This is a genomic window from Bradyrhizobium sp. AUGA SZCCT0176 (assembly GCF_018130145.1).
In the GTDB taxonomy this organism is placed as follows: domain Bacteria; phylum Pseudomonadota; class Alphaproteobacteria; order Rhizobiales; family Xanthobacteraceae; genus Bradyrhizobium.
Window position 1 is genome coordinate 347,912 of sequence record NZ_JAFCMB010000006.1, and the last position, 15,684, is coordinate 363,595.

Below are 15,684 nucleotides of genomic sequence, written 5' to 3' on the forward strand. Positions count from 1 at the left end.
ACACGACCTCTGTTTGGTTGCGATCGGCGCGGTTAGAAAGGATCGCGCCAGCTCATGCCAAAACAATCCGTCCCGGCAGCGATGGTTCCTGGGTGCGAAACCGGGAATATTTGTCAATAAGGCGGAACAAAATCGCGGAGGCCTGCGAAAAACGGTCCCGGGATAACGCCGGATTAAACCTGTCAAAACGGCCGGACAGGCCCTATATGGCGCCTAATCCCTGCTAAGAAGGCTCCCCTTCACCGCCTCACGGTGCCATCGTGGGGACAAGACGATTCGCATGACAGAGCCGAGCAAGCTGCCCCATCACGGCGTTCCCGAGCACCAGCCCGCAGCTGGCGGCATCGCCGCGCGTGCGCGCGCCACGGCGGCCCCGCAATATCTCAACGGGCTCAATCCGGAGCAGCGCGACGCCGTCGTGACGCTGGACGGCCCGGTGCTGGTATTGGCCGGCGCCGGCACCGGCAAGACGCGCGTGCTCACCACCCGCATCGCCCATATCCTGAGCCAGGGCCGGGCGCGCCCGCATGAAATCCTCTCCGTGACCTTCACCAACAAGGCCGCGCGCGAGATGAAGCTGCGGCTCGGCCAGATGCTCGGCCAGGCCGTCGAGGGCATGCCGTGGCTCGGCACCTTCCACTCGATCGGCGGACGCATCCTGCGCTACCACGCCGAACTGGTGCAGCTGAAATCCAATTTCACCGTGCTCGACGTCGACGACCAGGTCCGCCTGCTGAAGCAATTGCTGCAGGCCGAGAACATCGACGACAAGCGCTGGCCGGCGCGGATGCTGGCCGGGCTGATCGACGGCTGGAAGAACCGCGGCCTGACGCCGCCGCAGGTGCCGGCGGGCGAAGCCGCCGTGTTTGGCAACGGCAAGGGCGGCAAGCTGTACGCCAGCTATCAGGAGCGGCTGAAGATCCTCAACGCAGCCGATTTCGGCGATCTGTTGCTCGAGAACATCCGCCTGTTCCGCGAGCACCCGGATGTGCTCCGGCAATACCAGAGCCGGTTCAAATTCATCCTGGTCGACGAATATCAGGACACCAACGTCGCGCAGTATCTGTGGCTGCGGCTGCTGTCGCAGGCGCCGAGCAAGCCAAGCGTGCCGCTTTCTTCCGTTATTCCGGGGGCCATCGATACGCCCGTCATTCCGGGGGCGACCTCCTCCGTCATTCCGGGGCGCGTCGAAGACGCGAACCCGGAATCTAGAAGTGAAGAGGACTCACCTCGAGATTCCGGGTTCGCACCTGGCGGTGCGCCCCGGAATGACGAGCGAGGCGCCCTTCCCGCGATGACCGCGCCGAAAAACATCTGCTGCGTCGGCGACGACGACCAGTCGATCTATGGCTGGCGCGGTGCCGAGGTCGACAACATCCTGCGCTTCGAGCACGATTTCCCCGGCGCGAAAGTCATTCGTCTCGAACGCAATTACCGCTCCACCGGTCATATCCTCGCCGCCGCCTCGCATCTGATCGCGCATAATGAAGGCCGGCTCGGCAAAACATTGCGCACCGAGGATGTCGACGGCGAGAAGGTCACCGTGACCGGCTCCTGGGATTCCGAAGAGGAAGCCCGCGCCATCGGCGAGGAGATCGAGGAACTGCAGCGTGCCGGCGACAACCTCAACGAGGTCGCGATCCTGGTGCGGGCCTCGTTCCAAATGCGCGAATTCGAAGATCGTTTCGTCACGCTCGGCCTGCCCTATCGCGTGATCGGCGGTCCAAGGTTCTATGAGCGCGCCGAAATCCGCGACGCGCTGGCGTATTTGCGCGTGATCAATTCGCCGGCCGACGATCTTGCCTTCGAGCGCATCGTCAACGTACCCAAGCGCGGGCTCGGCGATGCCACCGTGCAGATGCTGCACGACCACGCCCGCAAGCGCCGCATCCCCTTGTTCGAGGCCGCCCGCGCCGTGGTCGAGACCGACGAGCTGAAGCCGAAGGCGCGCGGGTCCTTACGCGATCTGATCCTGCATTTCGACCGCTGGCGCGCCCAGCGCGAGGTGACCGCGCATACGGAGCTCGCCGAAATCGTGCTCGACGAGAGCGGCTATACCGAGATGTGGCAGAAGGACCGCTCCGCGGATGCCGCCGGTCGGCTCGATAACCTCAAAGAGCTGGTGCGCTCGATGGAGGAGTTCGAGAACCTGCAGGGTTTCCTCGAACACATCTCGCTGGTGATGGACCGCGACGGCGGCGCCGAGGAAGAGGCCGTGTCGCTGATGACGCTGCACTCGGCCAAGGGTCTGGAGTTCGACAACGTATTCCTGCCCGGCTGGGAGGAAGGCCTGTTTCCGAGCCAGCGCACGCTCGACGAACAGGGCCGCGCCGGCCTCGAAGAAGAACGTCGTCTCGCCCATGTCGGGCTGACCCGCGCCCGCCGCCGCGCCAAATTGTACTTCGCCACCAACCGCCGCATTCACGGCACCTGGACGACCACGATCCCGTCGCGCTTCCTCGACGAATTGCCCGCGCCTAATGTCGAGATCACGGAATCCAAGGGCGGCTCGGGCTGGGGCGGCAGCGGCGGCTACGGCGCCTCGCGCTTCGACAACATGGAATCCTTCGGCTCCAGCTACACCACGCCGGGCTGGCAGCGCGCGCAGGCCAATCGCGCGCGCAACAATCAGGGCGGCCGTCACGGCCAGACCCGCGACGGTTTTGAGGAAAGCCAGTCGCCATTTTCGGGTTCGCGTAGCGATACCTCAGGTTCGCGCGGCGAAACCTCTGGTTCGCGCAGCGATACCTCCTTCGGCGGCGGCTTCTCCCGCACCAAGCGCGGACCGATGGTGATCGAGGGCGAATTGGTCGCCAAATCCACCGGCACCGTTTCGGAGTTTTCACTGGATGACCGCGTCTTCCACCAGAAATTCGGGTACGGCAACGTCGTGAAGATCGACGGCAACAAGCTCACCATCGCCTTCGAGAAGGCCGGCGAGAAGAAGGTGGTCGACAGTTTTGTCGAGCGGGTGTGAACCAAGGGCTTTCTGTTCGTCCAGGCCCTGACCATCTCATCGGACATTGCCGATCTTCGAGCGGAGCATTCGAAAGTTCGACGAGAGTCTGAGACTCGGCTTCACGATCCGCAAGTGCACGCAGGTCGACGATTCGAGCGCGGAAATCGATGGTTGCCCCCCGTTATCGCGGGGTTGCTTTCCAACGACGCCATTATTTTAGCACTATTTGAGCTGCAAATAGATCGGTCTAGCGCTTTGGGGGTCGCGGTGCCGAGATCCGGACTGGCGTTGATCCTAGTAGGGTTGCTTGGGTTTTTACTCAGCAGCTGCATGCAAGCGACGCTCGCTCCGTCGTCGAATGCCAGCTTGACCCAGAGGGACCGGCAGTTGCTGGCCGACGCGCCTTATGCGCAGGCGAGTATTCCGGAGACTTATCGCCGGCATATTGTCGACTACATGCGCAAAGAGCAGCCGGGCACGATCCTGGTCGATACCAACTCACGCTTTCTGTATTACGTTTTGCCGGGAGGCAAGGCTATCCGCTACGGCGTGACGGTGGGAGAGGAAGCGCTGGCCTGGTCCGGCGTCGCTACGGTTGGCCGTATGGCTGAATGGCCGGACTGGATTCCGACGGCGGAGATCCAAGCCAGGCTCGGCCCTTATCCCAAGCGCGTTGCCGGAGGCCCGGCCAACCCGCTGGGCGCGCGGGCCATCTACCTTTACGAAGGCAACAAGGACACGCTGTACCGCATCCACGGCACCAACCAGCCGGAATATATCGGCCATGCCATCTCGTCCGGCTGCATCCGCATGACCAATGAGGACGTCATTGATCTCGTGAATCGGGTGAAGCCAGGCGCGATCGTCGTCGTCCTCCCACCCGGCCGGAGTGCATAAATTCCGCATCACAAGTTTCGTCATCCGGTATCGAACAAGATCACCATCATCACTCATCCGAAGCGGGATATGCCAGTTGGCACAGTCCGTGCGATCTACCGGCAGGTCGGCTGGGACAAGTATTGGGAGTTCGCGATGAGCGGCGGTTAGTCTTGAGATTTCTGGCTTGGTGATGGCGCCGGCCCGGGTGGACCGCCATCAGGAACCGGCATCAAGGCTTACGACGGTTATTTCGTCTTTCGGAACCCCGGCTTTACGGGCCCAGCACGGAACCGAAAATCCATTCAATCGCAATCGCTTACACGCCCGCGCAAGTTGCGCGCCAGGGAGCGGGAGCGGTCAAATCGATTCCGGCGAACGCGAAGACATCCCGGACCAGATGGCGCACCGCGTGCTGTCTTCCTGCGGTCGTCCCTTCTCGTCTTGAGGCTGCAAGATCGTCAGCAACACGAAACGAGGACCTTGCGCTCGATATGCCGCGAGTGATCAACTCTCGGACCGGAATGCTCCTGCACGGTTGGAGAAAAACATGATGTTCAAGAAGATTGCGATCGTGGCTGGTTTGGGACTGGCGTTATCAGTCACGGCGGAGGCCCAGACGCCGCGCAAGGGCGGCACCATTCGGATGACGGCGCCCTATGGCTCGAGTTTCACCAGCATGGACATTCATACGACGCAACGCGCCCAGGACGAGATCTTCGCCAAGGGCCTGCATCGGTCGCTCTACATTTGGGACTCGGCCGAGGGTAAGCCGGTTCCGGAGCTTGCCAAGGAGGCCATCGTCTCGGGCGGCGGTCTTGTTTATACCTTCAAGCTGCGCGACGACGCTTATTTCCACCATGGTCGCAAGATGACGGCTGACGACGTCATCTGGAGCTACAACCGCATCATGGACGGCGCGAAGGCCTATCCCGGCGCGCGTTTTGTCCGAATGATCGAGGGCGCCTCCGAGGTCGAGAAGGGCAAAGCCAAGGAAATCTCCGGCCTGAAGAAAATCGACGATTTCACGCTCGAAATGAAGCTGACCGAGAAGGTCGATCCGGGTTTCTACTTCTTCACCGCGCTGACTTCGATCTATCCGGCCGACGAGGGTGCCAAGGACAGCTTCATCCAGAAGCCGATCGGCCTTGGGCCGTTCAAGTTCGTCGAGCACGTGCCGGGATCGCGCGTCGTGCTGGAGCGGTTTGACAAGTTCTACAAGCCCGGCAAGCCGTACGCCGACAAAATGATCGTGTCGATCATGGGCGAAGCCGCGGCGCGCGATGTCGCCTTCCGCAACAAGGAAATCGACACCTCGGTGCTCGGGCCCGCGCAGTACGTCGCCTATCAGGCCGACCCCGCCCTCAAGGGTACCATCGTCGAAGTCGCCGAGGTCTTCACGCGCTACATGGGCATCAATCCTTCATTCAAACCGTTCTCCGACAAGCGGGTGCGGCAGGCCATCAACCATGCGATCGATGCCGATCTGATCATCAGCAAGCTGGTCAAGAACAAGGCCTATCGCGCCACCAGCTGGCTGCCTTTGACCTCACCCGCCTACGACAAGACCATGAAGCCCTACGCCTTCGATCCTGCGAAGGCGAAGCAGTTGCTCGCGGACGCAGGCTATCCCACCGGCTTTGAATTCGAATGGACGGCGAGCCAGAATGAAAGCTGGGGCCTGCCGATCGTCGAGGCCATCATCCCGATGCTGGACCGGGTGGGCATCAAGGTGAAGGTCAAGCAGGTCGAGACCGCGGTGCTGGCGGAGGTCGCTCGCAAGGGCGAATTCCAGGCCTTCATCTATTCCCAGGCCACCGGCCCGGACCCTCAGGCCGCGCTCAAATGCTTCCACTCGGCGACGCCGCAATCCGCCTGCAACTACACGGCTTTCAAGAACGCGGATTTCGACAAGCTGCTCGATGAAGCCGGGCAGACCGACGACGCCGCCAAGCGCGTCCAGCTGCTGCAAAAGGCCAATGCCCTGCTCTATGACGAAGCGCCGGTCTGGTTCTTCAACTACAACAAGGCGGTCATGGCGGTACAGCCGTGGCTGAAGGGGATTCAGTTGAACGCGACCGAACTGACGCATCAGAACGTCGAAGACCTCTGGGTCGACGAGACCTCGCCCGCCAAGTGACTTGACCTACAAGTGACCTACAAGTGACACGCGCTCTCGCCCTCCCTCCATCGCAAAAACACAAAAAACGATAGAGGGAGGGAGGAACAGGTCTGATGCTCTCGTTCGCTATCCGTCGAATCCTGCAAACCGTTCCGACCGTGCTGGCTGTCGTGCTGGTGATCTTCGTGCTGTTCAGCGTCGTGCCGGGCAGCATCATATCGAGCATGAACGATGACGGACGGGGTCCGACGGACCCGCAGGTCGTGGAGCGCATGAAGAAACAGCTCGGCCTCGACGATCCCGTCTATATCCGCTTCAGCTCCTACGTCGCCAAGCTCGCGACCGGCGATTTCGGGACGTCGTTCCGGACCCGCGAGCCGGTCACGACGATGCTCGCCAAACGGATGTGGCCGACGCTGCAATTGATTTTCGCGTCGATGACGTTTGCGATCGTGATCGGGGTACCGCTGGGTTTCATCGCAGCGCTGCGGCCGGGCAGCTTCGTCGACACGCTCTCGATGGTCCTGGCGGTGTCCGGGCTTTCAATGGCCAAATTCTGGCTCGGGCTGCTGCTGATGTACCTGTTCGCGTTGAAACTCGGCTGGCTGCCGAGTTTCGGCTATGGCGACGGGGGGCTAAAATATCTGGTCCTGCCTGCCGTGACGCTCGGTGTCTCGCCGATGGCGCTGCTGGCGCGGACGACGCGCGCCGCGGTTCTCGAGATCATGACCGCGGATTTTGTCCGCACCGCGCGCTCGAAGGGCATGAGCGAGACCCGGGTCGTGAAGTGGCATGTGATGCGCAACGCGCTCGTCCTCATCCTCACCACGATCGGCCTGCAATTCGGCGCGTTGATGGGACAGGCGGTCGTCGTCGAGAAACTGTTCTCCTGGCCGGGCATCGGCTCGCTGCTCGTCGACAGTGTCCTGCAGCGCGACCTTCCTGCCGTCCAGGGCTCCATCCTCGTCGTGGTGCTGTTCTTCCTGACCATCAATACGATGATCGACCTGCTCTACGCCGTGATCGATCCCAGGATCAGATACGCATGAGCACTAGAGCGTTTTCCAGCGAAGTGGACGTCGGTTCGCGTGAAGAAAACGCGTCAAATCAAGAATCTGGAGCCCCGTTCCGATTCCATCGGAACGGAAAAGGCTCTAGCCGGCCCGAGCACGCCTGCGAACGATTGACTGTACCGCCTGCGGCGGGGTCGCCGCGATGAAGCTCGGCGCCAATCTCGTCATCGGCGGGGCGCTGTTCGCGCTTGCGATCTTCGTCGGCCTGCTCGCGCCCTGGCTGGCGCATACCGATCCCGTAATGGATGCCAACCTTTTGAATGCCGAGGAGCCGCCGAGCTGGATCTGGTGGTTCGGCACCGACGCGCAGGGCCGCGACATCTATTCCCGCGTCGTGCACGGCGCGCGCATCTCGCTGACGGTCGGCATCGTCTCGCAGCTCGTCAACAGCGTCATCGGCGTGACACTGGGCCTGACCGCGGGCTATTGGGGCGGCTGGTGGGACGATTTCGTCAACGGGCTGACCAATCTCATGCTCGCGATCCCGTCGCTGATCTTCGCGCTTGCCATCATGGCGGTCCTTGGACCCGGCCTTACCAGCCTGCTGATCGCGCTCGGGTTGACCAACTGGTCCTTCACCTGCCGGATCGCACGGGCGTCGACGCTGTCGCTCAAGAGCCAGGGTTATGTGCAGGCCGCACGGGTGCTTGGCTACGGCGATTTTCGCATCATGATCACGCAGCTGCTGCCGAACATGGTCGGCCCCATCATCGTCATCGGCACGCTCGGCATGGGCGGCGCGATACTGGCCGAAGCCGCACTTTCGTTCCTTGGCCTCGGCGTCCGCCCGCCCTATCCAAGCTGGGGCAGCATGCTCTCGGAGGCCCGCGACCAGATCACGACGGCGCCGTGGCTCTCGATCTTCCCCGGCCTCGCCATCTTCCTGACGGTGCTCGGCCTCAACCTGCTCGGCGATGGCTTGCGTGACATTCTCGATCCACAGTCGCGGAGCCGGCGCACATGACGGGCTCTCCTTTGCTCGAGGTCGAGGATCTGCGTATCGATCTCAACTATCGATCCAGCCATGTCGCGGCGGTCGAGGGCGTTTCATTCCGCATCGACCGTGGCGAGACCTTCGGCCTTGTCGGTGAATCCGGCTGCGGCAAGAGTATTACGGCGCTCGCTTTGATCGGCCTGTTGCGCCAGCCGCTTTCGATCGGCGCCGGCGCCATACGATTTGACGGCCGGGAGATCCAGAGACTTTCGGCGGCCGAGCAACGCGCGCTGCGCGGCAATCGCATCGCCATGATCTTCCAGGAGCCGATGACGGCGCTCAATCCGGTCTCGCCCGTCGGCCGGCAGATCGCCGAGATGTTCGTGCTGCACCAGGGCAAGGACTGGCGGGAAGCCAACCGGCTGGCGGTCGAGGCGCTGGCGAGCGTTCGCGTCCCCGCACCAGAACGACGGGTGAAGGATTACCCGCACCAGCTTTCGGGCGGCATGCGCCAGCGCGTGATGATCGCCATCGCACTCGCATGCGGGCCGGATCTTCTGATCGCCGACGAGCCGACAACCGCGCTCGACGTCACCGTGCAGGCGGAGATCATTGAGCTGATGCGCAATCTATGCGCCGAGAGAGGCACCGCCATTTTGATGATCAGCCACGATCTCGGCCTGGTCGCCAATGTCTGCCGCCGCGTCGCCGTCATGTATGCCGGCCGCATCGTCGAGGAGCGCGGCTCGGACGACATCTTCCGCGCCAGCGCGCATCCCTATACGCAAGGCCTGGTCGACTCGCTGCCGCGGCTGGGGAGCCGCGCTGCGCTTGGCCGGACGCGGCTGACGGAGATCGCGGGCGTCGTCCCGGCGATCACGGATTTCCCGGACGGCTGCCGGTTCAATCCACGTTGCGCGCGGGCGACCGACATTTGCCGGACCACCGAGCCGGAGACGACCTGGCTCGATGCAGGCGGGTTAGTCAGGTGCCATCACCATGCATGAACCTGCGGCGAGGCCCGGCGACGATGTCATCCTCAGCGTGGAGGATCTCGCGGTTCATTTTCCGGTCGGTGGCGGCTTGCTGGGCGGCGGCCGACGGCTGCTCCGTGCGGTCGACGGCGTCGATCTCGAACTGAAGCGCGGTGAATGCCTCGGTCTGGTCGGCGAATCCGGATGCGGCAAGTCGACGGTGGCGCTTTCGATACTGGGCCTGCAGGCGCCGACGCGGGGCCGCATCGTGCTGGACGGCCAGGTCGTGACGGGCCGGCAATCGGGCGATCGAAAGGCATTGGCCCGCATCGTGCAAATCGTGTTTCAGGATCCCTACGCCTCGCTCAATCCACGCCAGACCGTTCGCCGCACGCTGGAAGACCCGCTGCGCCTGCACGGCGTAACCGCCAAAAGCGAAATCGACGCACGCGTTGCGGCGATGCTCAGGCATGTCGGCCTGCGGCCCGAGCAAGCCGGCCGCTACCCGCATGAATTCTCGGGCGGCCAGCGTCAGCGCATCGGCATCGCCCGCGCGCTGATACTCAATCCCAGGATTGTCATCTGTGACGAACCCGTTTCGGCGCTGGATGTCTCGATCCGCGCCCAGATCATCAATCTGCTGCTGGAATTGAAGGAAACGCTCGGCCTCTCCTACATCATGATCAGCCACGACCTCGGCGTCGTCGAGCACATGAGCGACCGGGTCGCCGTCATGTATCTCGGCCGCATTGTGGAGACCGGCCACTGGCGCGAGATCTTCGAACGGCCGGCGCACCCATATACGCAGACCCTTATATCCGCCATTCCCGATCCGCTGCGCCGCGCGCCGCTCGCTACGACACCGGGCGAGCTTCCCAATCCGCTCAACCCGCCGGACGGCTGTGCGTTCAGTCCGCGCTGTCGTTATGCCGAAGCCGTGTGTCGTCGCGAGCCCCGGCCATCGCTTGAAGCGCGTCCCGACGGACACGCGGTCCGCTGCTGGCGAGCCGACGAGATTGCCGGTCAGGCGGCGCTGGCCTCGACCGAAAGCTGAGATCCCCAGCAGCGTTGTCCCGCACGACAGCCCAACTGCCACTTGTTCCCGGTCAGGTCAGCCATACGGAGTACCCCCAGGTGGCGACGCCTCCGGTTGAAAGGCCGCGTAGGCTCGATGACTTACAAAAGCGGGTTTGGGGGAAACGGAGGTTTCCATGACCAACTCCAATGGACGACCGACGCGTTTCTATCGGTTGATCGCAGCTCGCGTGGCAGGATTGAGTGCGGCTGCTTTTCTCGGGATCAGCACAGCCTATCCACATGACGCGATGCGGCCAGAACTCAACACGTGGTTCAAGAGTCTCAAGAACAAGGCGGGCGTAGGGTGTTGTGACTCCGGAGATGGCCAGCACGTGGAGGCCGAGTGGGACATGGCCAAAGGTGGCTATAGGGTCCTGCTGAAGCATCCGCATCGGCCAACCGAACCGGGGCAATGGTTCGACGTGCCATACTCCGTCGTGATCGACCAGCCGAACCTCAGCGGCATCGCGATGGTTTGGTGGTGGCCGCGCTTCGACACCCGAGGAAGTATGATCCCTATGTTGCGCTGCTTCATTCCGGGACCGGCTGGGTGATCCGCTGAGCAAACAATAGCGCCCGCAAGTGCGCTACGGTCCAAACCCGACTTGGCGAGAACACAGCGCCTCACATGCCGCGGCTGGCAAATACCTTTTGGCAGCCCGTGCTCAGCTTGGCCCTGTTCTGTTGCAGGCATGTTTGAACCGCCCCGTCATCGCCCAATTGCTGCCGGCAAAAGCGCTGTGCATCTCGTGTGCAGGCCTGCTGTTCCTGCGGTGTACCCTTCTGACCCTGTGCAAACGACAGCGAAGTCTCGGTCAGCAAGATGATTAGAACGAGGACGATTGAACGCATGACGATTCTCCGTGTGTTGACGGGAACAAAACGTTGCTCCCCGTCTGCGGTTCCTCGATCGACATACCCGGTGGGCCTGGCAGCGGCGGGCCTTTATCCGGCCCGCCAGGACGAATCATATTTTCGGGAAAAAGCGGCAACTTTTTTCGCCCGATCGAATTGAAAGCAAGCGCGAAAGATTGGGAGTTCAAAATGGATGACGAGTTTCCGCTGAAGACTGCCGTTGATCGAGCCTGGACCGTGCACCTGGCCACGCACGATGATGTTGACGCGGCCGATCCGCGTCGTTGCTCGCTTGAGAGGTACCTGAGCGGAAAATGGCAAGCTGGTGAAAGCGATCCCGAAGAACTGACATGCTCCGGACTTTCGTATCTGGATCGCCTCGGATCCGAGAGTTGGTGAAGGCATGATGGCAAGCTTTGCAAAGACCCTGAGCGGACTCGTCACACAAAGCGCGCGACCGGATTGGACGCTGGCCGCCATTGCAACTCTCATGGCGGCCGGCGTCGCAACGTCGCTTCGGTATGCATTTGGATAAGGACCTGAGCGATGGCGGACAGGCGAGGCTTGAGACTCATCGGACTTGCCTTTGCAATCGTGGCCCTGGCCGTGACTGCGACAGCGGCGGTGGTTGCGACCGCTGAGGCCGAGCGGCTCGACGTGCAATCGACCCGCCAACCGTAAAACGGTCTTGCGCCCATCTTGAATTTGGTCAGGTTTTTGAGTTTCGTCAGGCTTGTGCGTCGGCAGCCTGCGTCGCAACGCCGCAATGAGAATTTTAGATCGATTGCCGCGCTCGCGCGTTGAGAGTGACGGGCGACTAACGATCTGCCAGGTAGCGACGATCATGCTTGCACCCAGCCTTCGCCTTTCAGCATTTCTTCTCGGCGTTTCGATGGTAGCGGGGAGCGTGGGCTCTTCCGCCGCCCAGGAGAAAAGGCATGGACCGCCTGCGGCCGCGGGCCGGCCTGCGGGACCGCCGCCCGGCATGGCTCACCCTGCACCGCCTCCTGCCATGGCGCGCCCTGCACCGCCCCCCGCCATGGCGCGGCCTGCACCGCCCCCCGCCATCGCGCGGCCTGCCCCACCTCCCGCGATGGCGCGCCCTGCCCCGCCGCCCGCTATGGCGCGGCCCGCCGCGCCGGCGTTCCGTCCGGCCGCGCCGCAGCAGCGGCCGGCGATGGCGCCCCGTCCGGCGCCACAGATCGCCGCGCCACCGCGCCCCGTCGCTCCGAGAGTAGCAGCACCGTCGCGCCCCAGCGCACCAGCTGCCGCGAGCCCATCCCGGCAGGATCGGATCGGCCAGCGCGAGCAGCGCATTCAGCCGCCGCAGCAGGCGATGCAGGAGCGGCAGCGCGACGGGCTTTCGCCCCAAAACGCGCAGCGCCGGGAGCGCATCGACCGGTTGCAGCAGCGCGTGCAGGATTTGAAGTCCCAACAGCCGGAAGGCCAGCGCGCGCAACGCGCGCAGCAACGGTTGCTGCAAACCGAACAGCGGCAGCTCCAGCGTGAAGAGCGTCTGCAGCGGCTCCAGCAAACCGCGCAGGAACGGCAGCGCGATACGCTCACGCGAGAAAGCGCGCAACGCGAGCAGCGCATCGATCGACTGCAGCGGCGCGTGCAGGAGCTGCAGTCGCGACAGCCGGATGGCGTGCGGGCACAACGCGCGCAGCAACGATTGCTGCAAACCGGGCAGCGACAACTCCAGCATGAGCAGCGCCTGCAGCAACGCGACCTGGCGCGCCGGCAGGAGTTGGGAATGCCGCCCTCCGGCAGGCAGGCCGAGACCGCCGCTGCCGCGGTGCAGGCCGCCGCCCGCGGGCGGTTTGCCGAGCGCTTCCGCAGCAATCCTGATCCGCAGGTCCAGGCGGCGCTCGAGGGCGGGCGGCACGGCTGGGCTCCCCGCCACGCCTGGAAGCGTGGCCTGCGCGCGGCGTTTGTGCCGTGGGCCGGCCACGTGTTCTGGCCCTATGCCTATTCCGACATTTTCGAATACACGTTCTGGCCCTCCGGCTACGACGTCGGATACTGGGCTTACGCCTACGATGACTTCGTCGATACCGTGTTCTGGGGCGCGGATAGTCCATATTCCGCCTATGCCAGGCTCGGCTCGACTGATTCCCGGGAGAGCGACGGCGCAATCGGCGGCTCCCGGCCGCGCGAAAGCGCGGGCATGAGTCCACAGGCTCTCAAGCAACTGTGCAAGGAGCCCGAAAAGGGTATCACCGCCTGGCCGATCGCTTCGATCGAGGAGGCGGTGCGGCCGACGCCCGAACAGCGCGCAGTGCTTGACGATTTGAAGAACGCGGCAGCAATGGCCGCCGATGCGTTCAAGGAATCTTGCGTCGACTCGTTTGCGATGACACCGCCCGGCCGCTTGCGGGCGATGATGAACCGCCTCAGCGCCACGCTCGAGTCCGTGCGGATCGTGCGGCCGGCCCTGGAGAAATTCTACAGCTCGCTCAGCGACGAGCAACAGGCCCGCTTCAACGCGCTCGGCCCCGACATCAGCGAACGTTCGCAGCCGCAGCAGGAAGCGAACGCGCAGCCGGATAGCTGCGGCGATCCAAAGCCCAGCCTGACCAACCTGCCGATCGAGCGGATCGAAACGGTGATACGTCCGGCGGGCAAACAGAAGGAAGCGCTCGAGCGCCTGCGCGAGGCCACGGAGAAGGCCGTTCAGACGCTGCAGGCGGCCTGTCCGGTGGACGTACCGCTCACGCCGGTTGGGCGGCTGGAGGCGATGGAGAAGCGGTTAGAGGCCATGATGCAGTCGGCCAAACTGGTGCAGCCGGCGCTCGATGAGTTCTATGCCACGCTGGCCAGCGAGCAGAAGGCGCGATTCAATACGCTGGGACGGTTCGCGGGCCGCTGATTGCAACTTCAGCGCAAACGCAAATGGAGGCCTCCGGCCGTTCTCCCACGGAGGCGTTGCCGGTCAAATGGAGCAGCGACAGATCGCCGAAAATTGTGTGCCAATCATCGACACTGTTGTGCCAACAGCGTCACTCTGAAACGTCCGAAAAGCAGTGCGGCGAGCGTTCATCTTAAATAGTTACCGTGTTTTTTAAAACGGGTTTGCGCTCGCTCCAAAAGACCATATCGACCAAAGCGCGATAGCTGAGGGTTCGATATGACGGAAGCAAGTTACGATCTCATCAGGTCCCGGGCAGCATCTTTCAATTGGCGGATCACTGCGATTGCTGCGTTCACGGTTTTGGTCGTGGCCGTTGCGGCATTGGTCCACGTCGTGCCTTACGGCCGGGCGGTATGGGATTTCGTCTTCATCCTCGATGGCGCCTATCGCATCGGTGTCGGGCAAGTTCCGCACGTCGACTTTGCTTCGCCGATCGGCCCGCTCACGCTTTACCTGACCCATTTTGCCGAACGCCTGTTTCCAGGCGGGCAACCGTTCATCGGGCTGCACGCGCTGGCGTGGCTCATGGTGGTGCCGCCGTTCGCCGTCATCGCGTCGCGCATTCAGTTCGGCTGGGGATTTGCCGCCGGCTTCGCGGTTCTCGCCGTGGTGGTTCTCGTGCCCTACACGCTCGACTCCAGCATGCTCTCCGAGATCAGCTATTTTGCCACCTATAACCGCTTCGCCACCGCGATCCTGTTCCTGGCAGCATTGTGGTATGTGCTGCCGAAGGCCCGTGGCGACGGCGTGTTGCTGGGTTACCTGCTGACTGCCCTGATCTTCATCAAGATCACCGCCGCTATCGCAATGCTCGGCCTCGTCGTCGCGGCCGTGCTGCTCGGACGCGCGCGACCCGCCGCGCTGTTCGCCATGCTGTTCGTTACCGCAGCGTTGGCGGGACTGGTCGAACTGGCGACCGGAGGGCTCGTCTCCGGCTACCTGCACGACATCGTCTCGATGAGTGCCTTGAACCGGGGCGGCGCCGTTTTCCGGCTCGCCGCCTCCTCGGCGCGCAATTGGCTGCCGCTTGTGGTCACGATCACGATCGTCGTGCTCGCGGCCCGCGAACTCGATTTCATCGCGGCGGTCAGGCGCCCGCTCAATTTCGTGCGCGAGACCATCGCCCGGGAAGCCTTCGTCGTGGACGCAGCGCTGCTGGTCGCTGTAGCGCTGGCCGCGGAGAGTCAGAACACCGGCGGCGTCGGATTGATTGCCGCCGCGGCCGTACTTCTCCACCCGAGCCTGCGCACTACCCGTGGCTGGCGCCTGATCGCCGCAGCGGTACTCGGCGCGACACTCGTGCTGCCGATGGCCGACGTCGTCGAAAAGCGCGTCGTCTCGACCTTTGTAAGGGAAAAGCAGGGCACGACCGACCACGGCTTTTCAACATTCCTTCCGGGCATGCGCGTACCAACAGCCACCCTCGCCGGCTCCCGGCTGATGACGCGCCTGCAATCCGAATGGCTGCCCTTCCTCGACGAGACCGCCAACAACGGCTTTGACCTCGACGGCGATCCCGGCAGCACCAGCCCGGCGACGCGCGCGGCGTGGGCTGTCAGCGTTGCCGAGGCCGGCGCGAACTTTCAGCGGCTCGGCTACGCGACCAAGGCGCAGCGCTATACGACCATCGATTTCGCCGAATCCTTTCCGCGGCTGCTCGGCCTGACGCCCGCGCGCGGCACCACCCTGGCGATGGATTTCCGGCGCACGGTGCCTGCGTTTTCCGTGACCGAAGCGTCGGCCTATCTGGCGAACGCGGACGGTGTGTTCTTCCGCACCTGTGTTCTCCCCGGCGCGACCGACACCAATCCCGCGACCTTCCGTACCGTGCTGGAACGGGAGTTCACGCGCCACAAGCTGCATCCCTGCTGGGATTTCTACAGCCGTACCCGCTGAAAGG

Annotated in this window: 13 protein-coding genes; 11 read left to right on the forward strand and 2 right to left on the reverse strand. The window is 63.5% G+C overall.

Annotated elements, in window-relative coordinates; genetic code table 11:
• Positions 1 to 280 precede the first annotated feature (280 nt).
• From JQ600_RS17860 to JQ600_RS17900, 9 genes are all read left to right on the forward strand, one after another.
• On the forward strand, positions 281 to 2,977 hold the full coding sequence (locus JQ600_RS17860) for an ATP-dependent helicase (protein ID WP_212266401.1): 2,697 nt from the start codon (positions 281 to 283) through the stop codon (positions 2,975 to 2,977).
• Between the two features lie 249 nt (positions 2,978 to 3,226).
• Entirely contained in the window at positions 3,227 to 3,856 is a 630-nt protein-coding gene (locus JQ600_RS17865; protein WP_212389978.1) for a L,D-transpeptidase, read from the forward strand.
• Positions 3,857 to 4,006, forward strand: a complete 150-nt coding sequence (locus JQ600_RS36885; protein ID WP_212266644.1) for a type II toxin-antitoxin system HicA family toxin — start codon at positions 3,857 to 3,859, stop codon at positions 4,004 to 4,006. It abuts the gene before it with no gap.
• A gap of 379 nt (positions 4,007 to 4,385) precedes the next feature.
• On the forward strand, positions 4,386 to 5,975 hold the full coding sequence (locus tag JQ600_RS17875) for an ABC transporter substrate-binding protein (protein WP_212489995.1): 1,590 nt from the start codon (positions 4,386 to 4,388) through the stop codon (positions 5,973 to 5,975).
• 95 nt (positions 5,976 to 6,070) lie between these two features.
• On the forward strand, positions 6,071 to 7,006 hold the full coding sequence (locus tag JQ600_RS17880; RefSeq protein WP_212266397.1) for an ABC transporter permease: 936 nt from the start codon (positions 6,071 to 6,073) through the stop codon (positions 7,004 to 7,006).
• Positions 7,007 to 7,172: 166 nt separating this feature from the next.
• Positions 7,173 to 7,994: an ABC transporter permease gene (locus JQ600_RS17885; RefSeq protein ID WP_212389955.1), complete on the forward strand. Its 822-nt coding sequence runs from the start codon at positions 7,173 to 7,175 to the stop codon at positions 7,992 to 7,994.
• Positions 7,991 to 8,971: an ABC transporter ATP-binding protein gene (locus JQ600_RS17890; protein ID WP_212389956.1), complete on the forward strand. Its 981-nt coding sequence runs from the start codon at positions 7,991 to 7,993 to the stop codon at positions 8,969 to 8,971. The genes JQ600_RS17885 and JQ600_RS17890 overlap by 4 nt, the downstream gene beginning before the upstream one ends.
• A complete protein-coding gene (locus JQ600_RS17895; RefSeq protein WP_212389957.1) occupies positions 8,964 to 9,992 on the forward strand; it encodes an ABC transporter ATP-binding protein in 1,029 nt (342 codons plus the stop codon). The genes JQ600_RS17890 and JQ600_RS17895 overlap by 8 nt, the downstream gene beginning before the upstream one ends.
• 157 nt (positions 9,993 to 10,149) lie before the next feature.
• Positions 10,150 to 10,569 (forward strand): hypothetical protein, encoded by a 420-nt coding sequence (locus JQ600_RS17900; protein ID WP_212266389.1) that lies wholly within the window; start codon positions 10,150 to 10,152, stop codon positions 10,567 to 10,569.
• A gap of 70 nt (positions 10,570 to 10,639) precedes the next feature.
• On the opposite strand, the gene JQ600_RS17905 is transcribed toward JQ600_RS17900, so the two are convergent.
• Together JQ600_RS17905 and JQ600_RS17910 are read right to left on the reverse strand one after the other, a co-directional pair.
• On the reverse strand, positions 10,640 to 10,867 hold the full coding sequence (locus JQ600_RS17905) for a cysteine rich repeat-containing protein (protein ID WP_212266387.1): 228 nt from the start codon (positions 10,865 to 10,867) through the stop codon (positions 10,640 to 10,642).
• 93 nt (positions 10,868 to 10,960) lie between these two features.
• Entirely contained in the window at positions 10,961 to 11,716 is a 756-nt protein-coding gene (locus tag JQ600_RS17910) for a hypothetical protein (RefSeq protein ID WP_212389958.1), read from the reverse strand.
• Between the two features lie 274 nt (positions 11,717 to 11,990).
• Here JQ600_RS17910 and JQ600_RS17915 point away from each other — a divergent pair, with 274 nt between their 5' ends.
• Positions 11,991 to 13,742, forward strand: coding sequence for a Spy/CpxP family protein refolding chaperone (locus JQ600_RS17915; RefSeq protein WP_249135941.1), 1,752 nt, complete (start codon positions 11,991 to 11,993; stop codon positions 13,740 to 13,742).
• Between the two features lie 258 nt (positions 13,743 to 14,000).
• Entirely contained in the window at positions 14,001 to 15,680 is a 1,680-nt protein-coding gene (locus tag JQ600_RS17920) for a hypothetical protein (RefSeq protein ID WP_212389960.1), read from the forward strand.
• Positions 15,681 to 15,684 lie beyond the last annotated feature (4 nt).

Coding starts and splice junctions, on each gene's coding strand:
- JQ600_RS17860 (WP_212266401.1), top strand. CDS start 281: ATGACAGAGCCGAGCAAGCTGCCCCATCACGGCGTTCCCGAGCACCAG.
- JQ600_RS17875 (WP_212489995.1), top strand. CDS start 4,386: ATGATGTTCAAGAAGATTGCGATCGTGGCTGGTTTGGGACTGGCGTTA.
- JQ600_RS17880 (WP_212266397.1), top strand. CDS start 6,071: ATGCTCTCGTTCGCTATCCGTCGAATCCTGCAAACCGTTCCGACCGTG.
- JQ600_RS17885 (WP_212389955.1), top strand. CDS start 7,173: ATGAAGCTCGGCGCCAATCTCGTCATCGGCGGGGCGCTGTTCGCGCTT.
- JQ600_RS17890 (WP_212389956.1), top strand. CDS start 7,991: ATGACGGGCTCTCCTTTGCTCGAGGTCGAGGATCTGCGTATCGATCTC.
- JQ600_RS17895 (WP_212389957.1), top strand. CDS start 8,964: ATGCATGAACCTGCGGCGAGGCCCGGCGACGATGTCATCCTCAGCGTG.
- JQ600_RS17900 (WP_212266389.1), top strand. CDS start 10,150: ATGACCAACTCCAATGGACGACCGACGCGTTTCTATCGGTTGATCGCA.
- JQ600_RS17905 (WP_212266387.1), bottom strand. CDS start 10,867: ATGCGTTCAATCGTCCTCGTTCTAATCATCTTGCTGACCGAGACTTCG.
- JQ600_RS17910 (WP_212389958.1), bottom strand. CDS start 11,716: ATGATCGTCGCTACCTGGCAGATCGTTAGTCGCCCGTCACTCTCAACG.
- JQ600_RS17915 (WP_249135941.1), top strand. CDS start 11,991: ATGGCGCGGCCCGCCGCGCCGGCGTTCCGTCCGGCCGCGCCGCAGCAG.
- JQ600_RS17920 (WP_212389960.1), top strand. CDS start 14,001: ATGACGGAAGCAAGTTACGATCTCATCAGGTCCCGGGCAGCATCTTTC.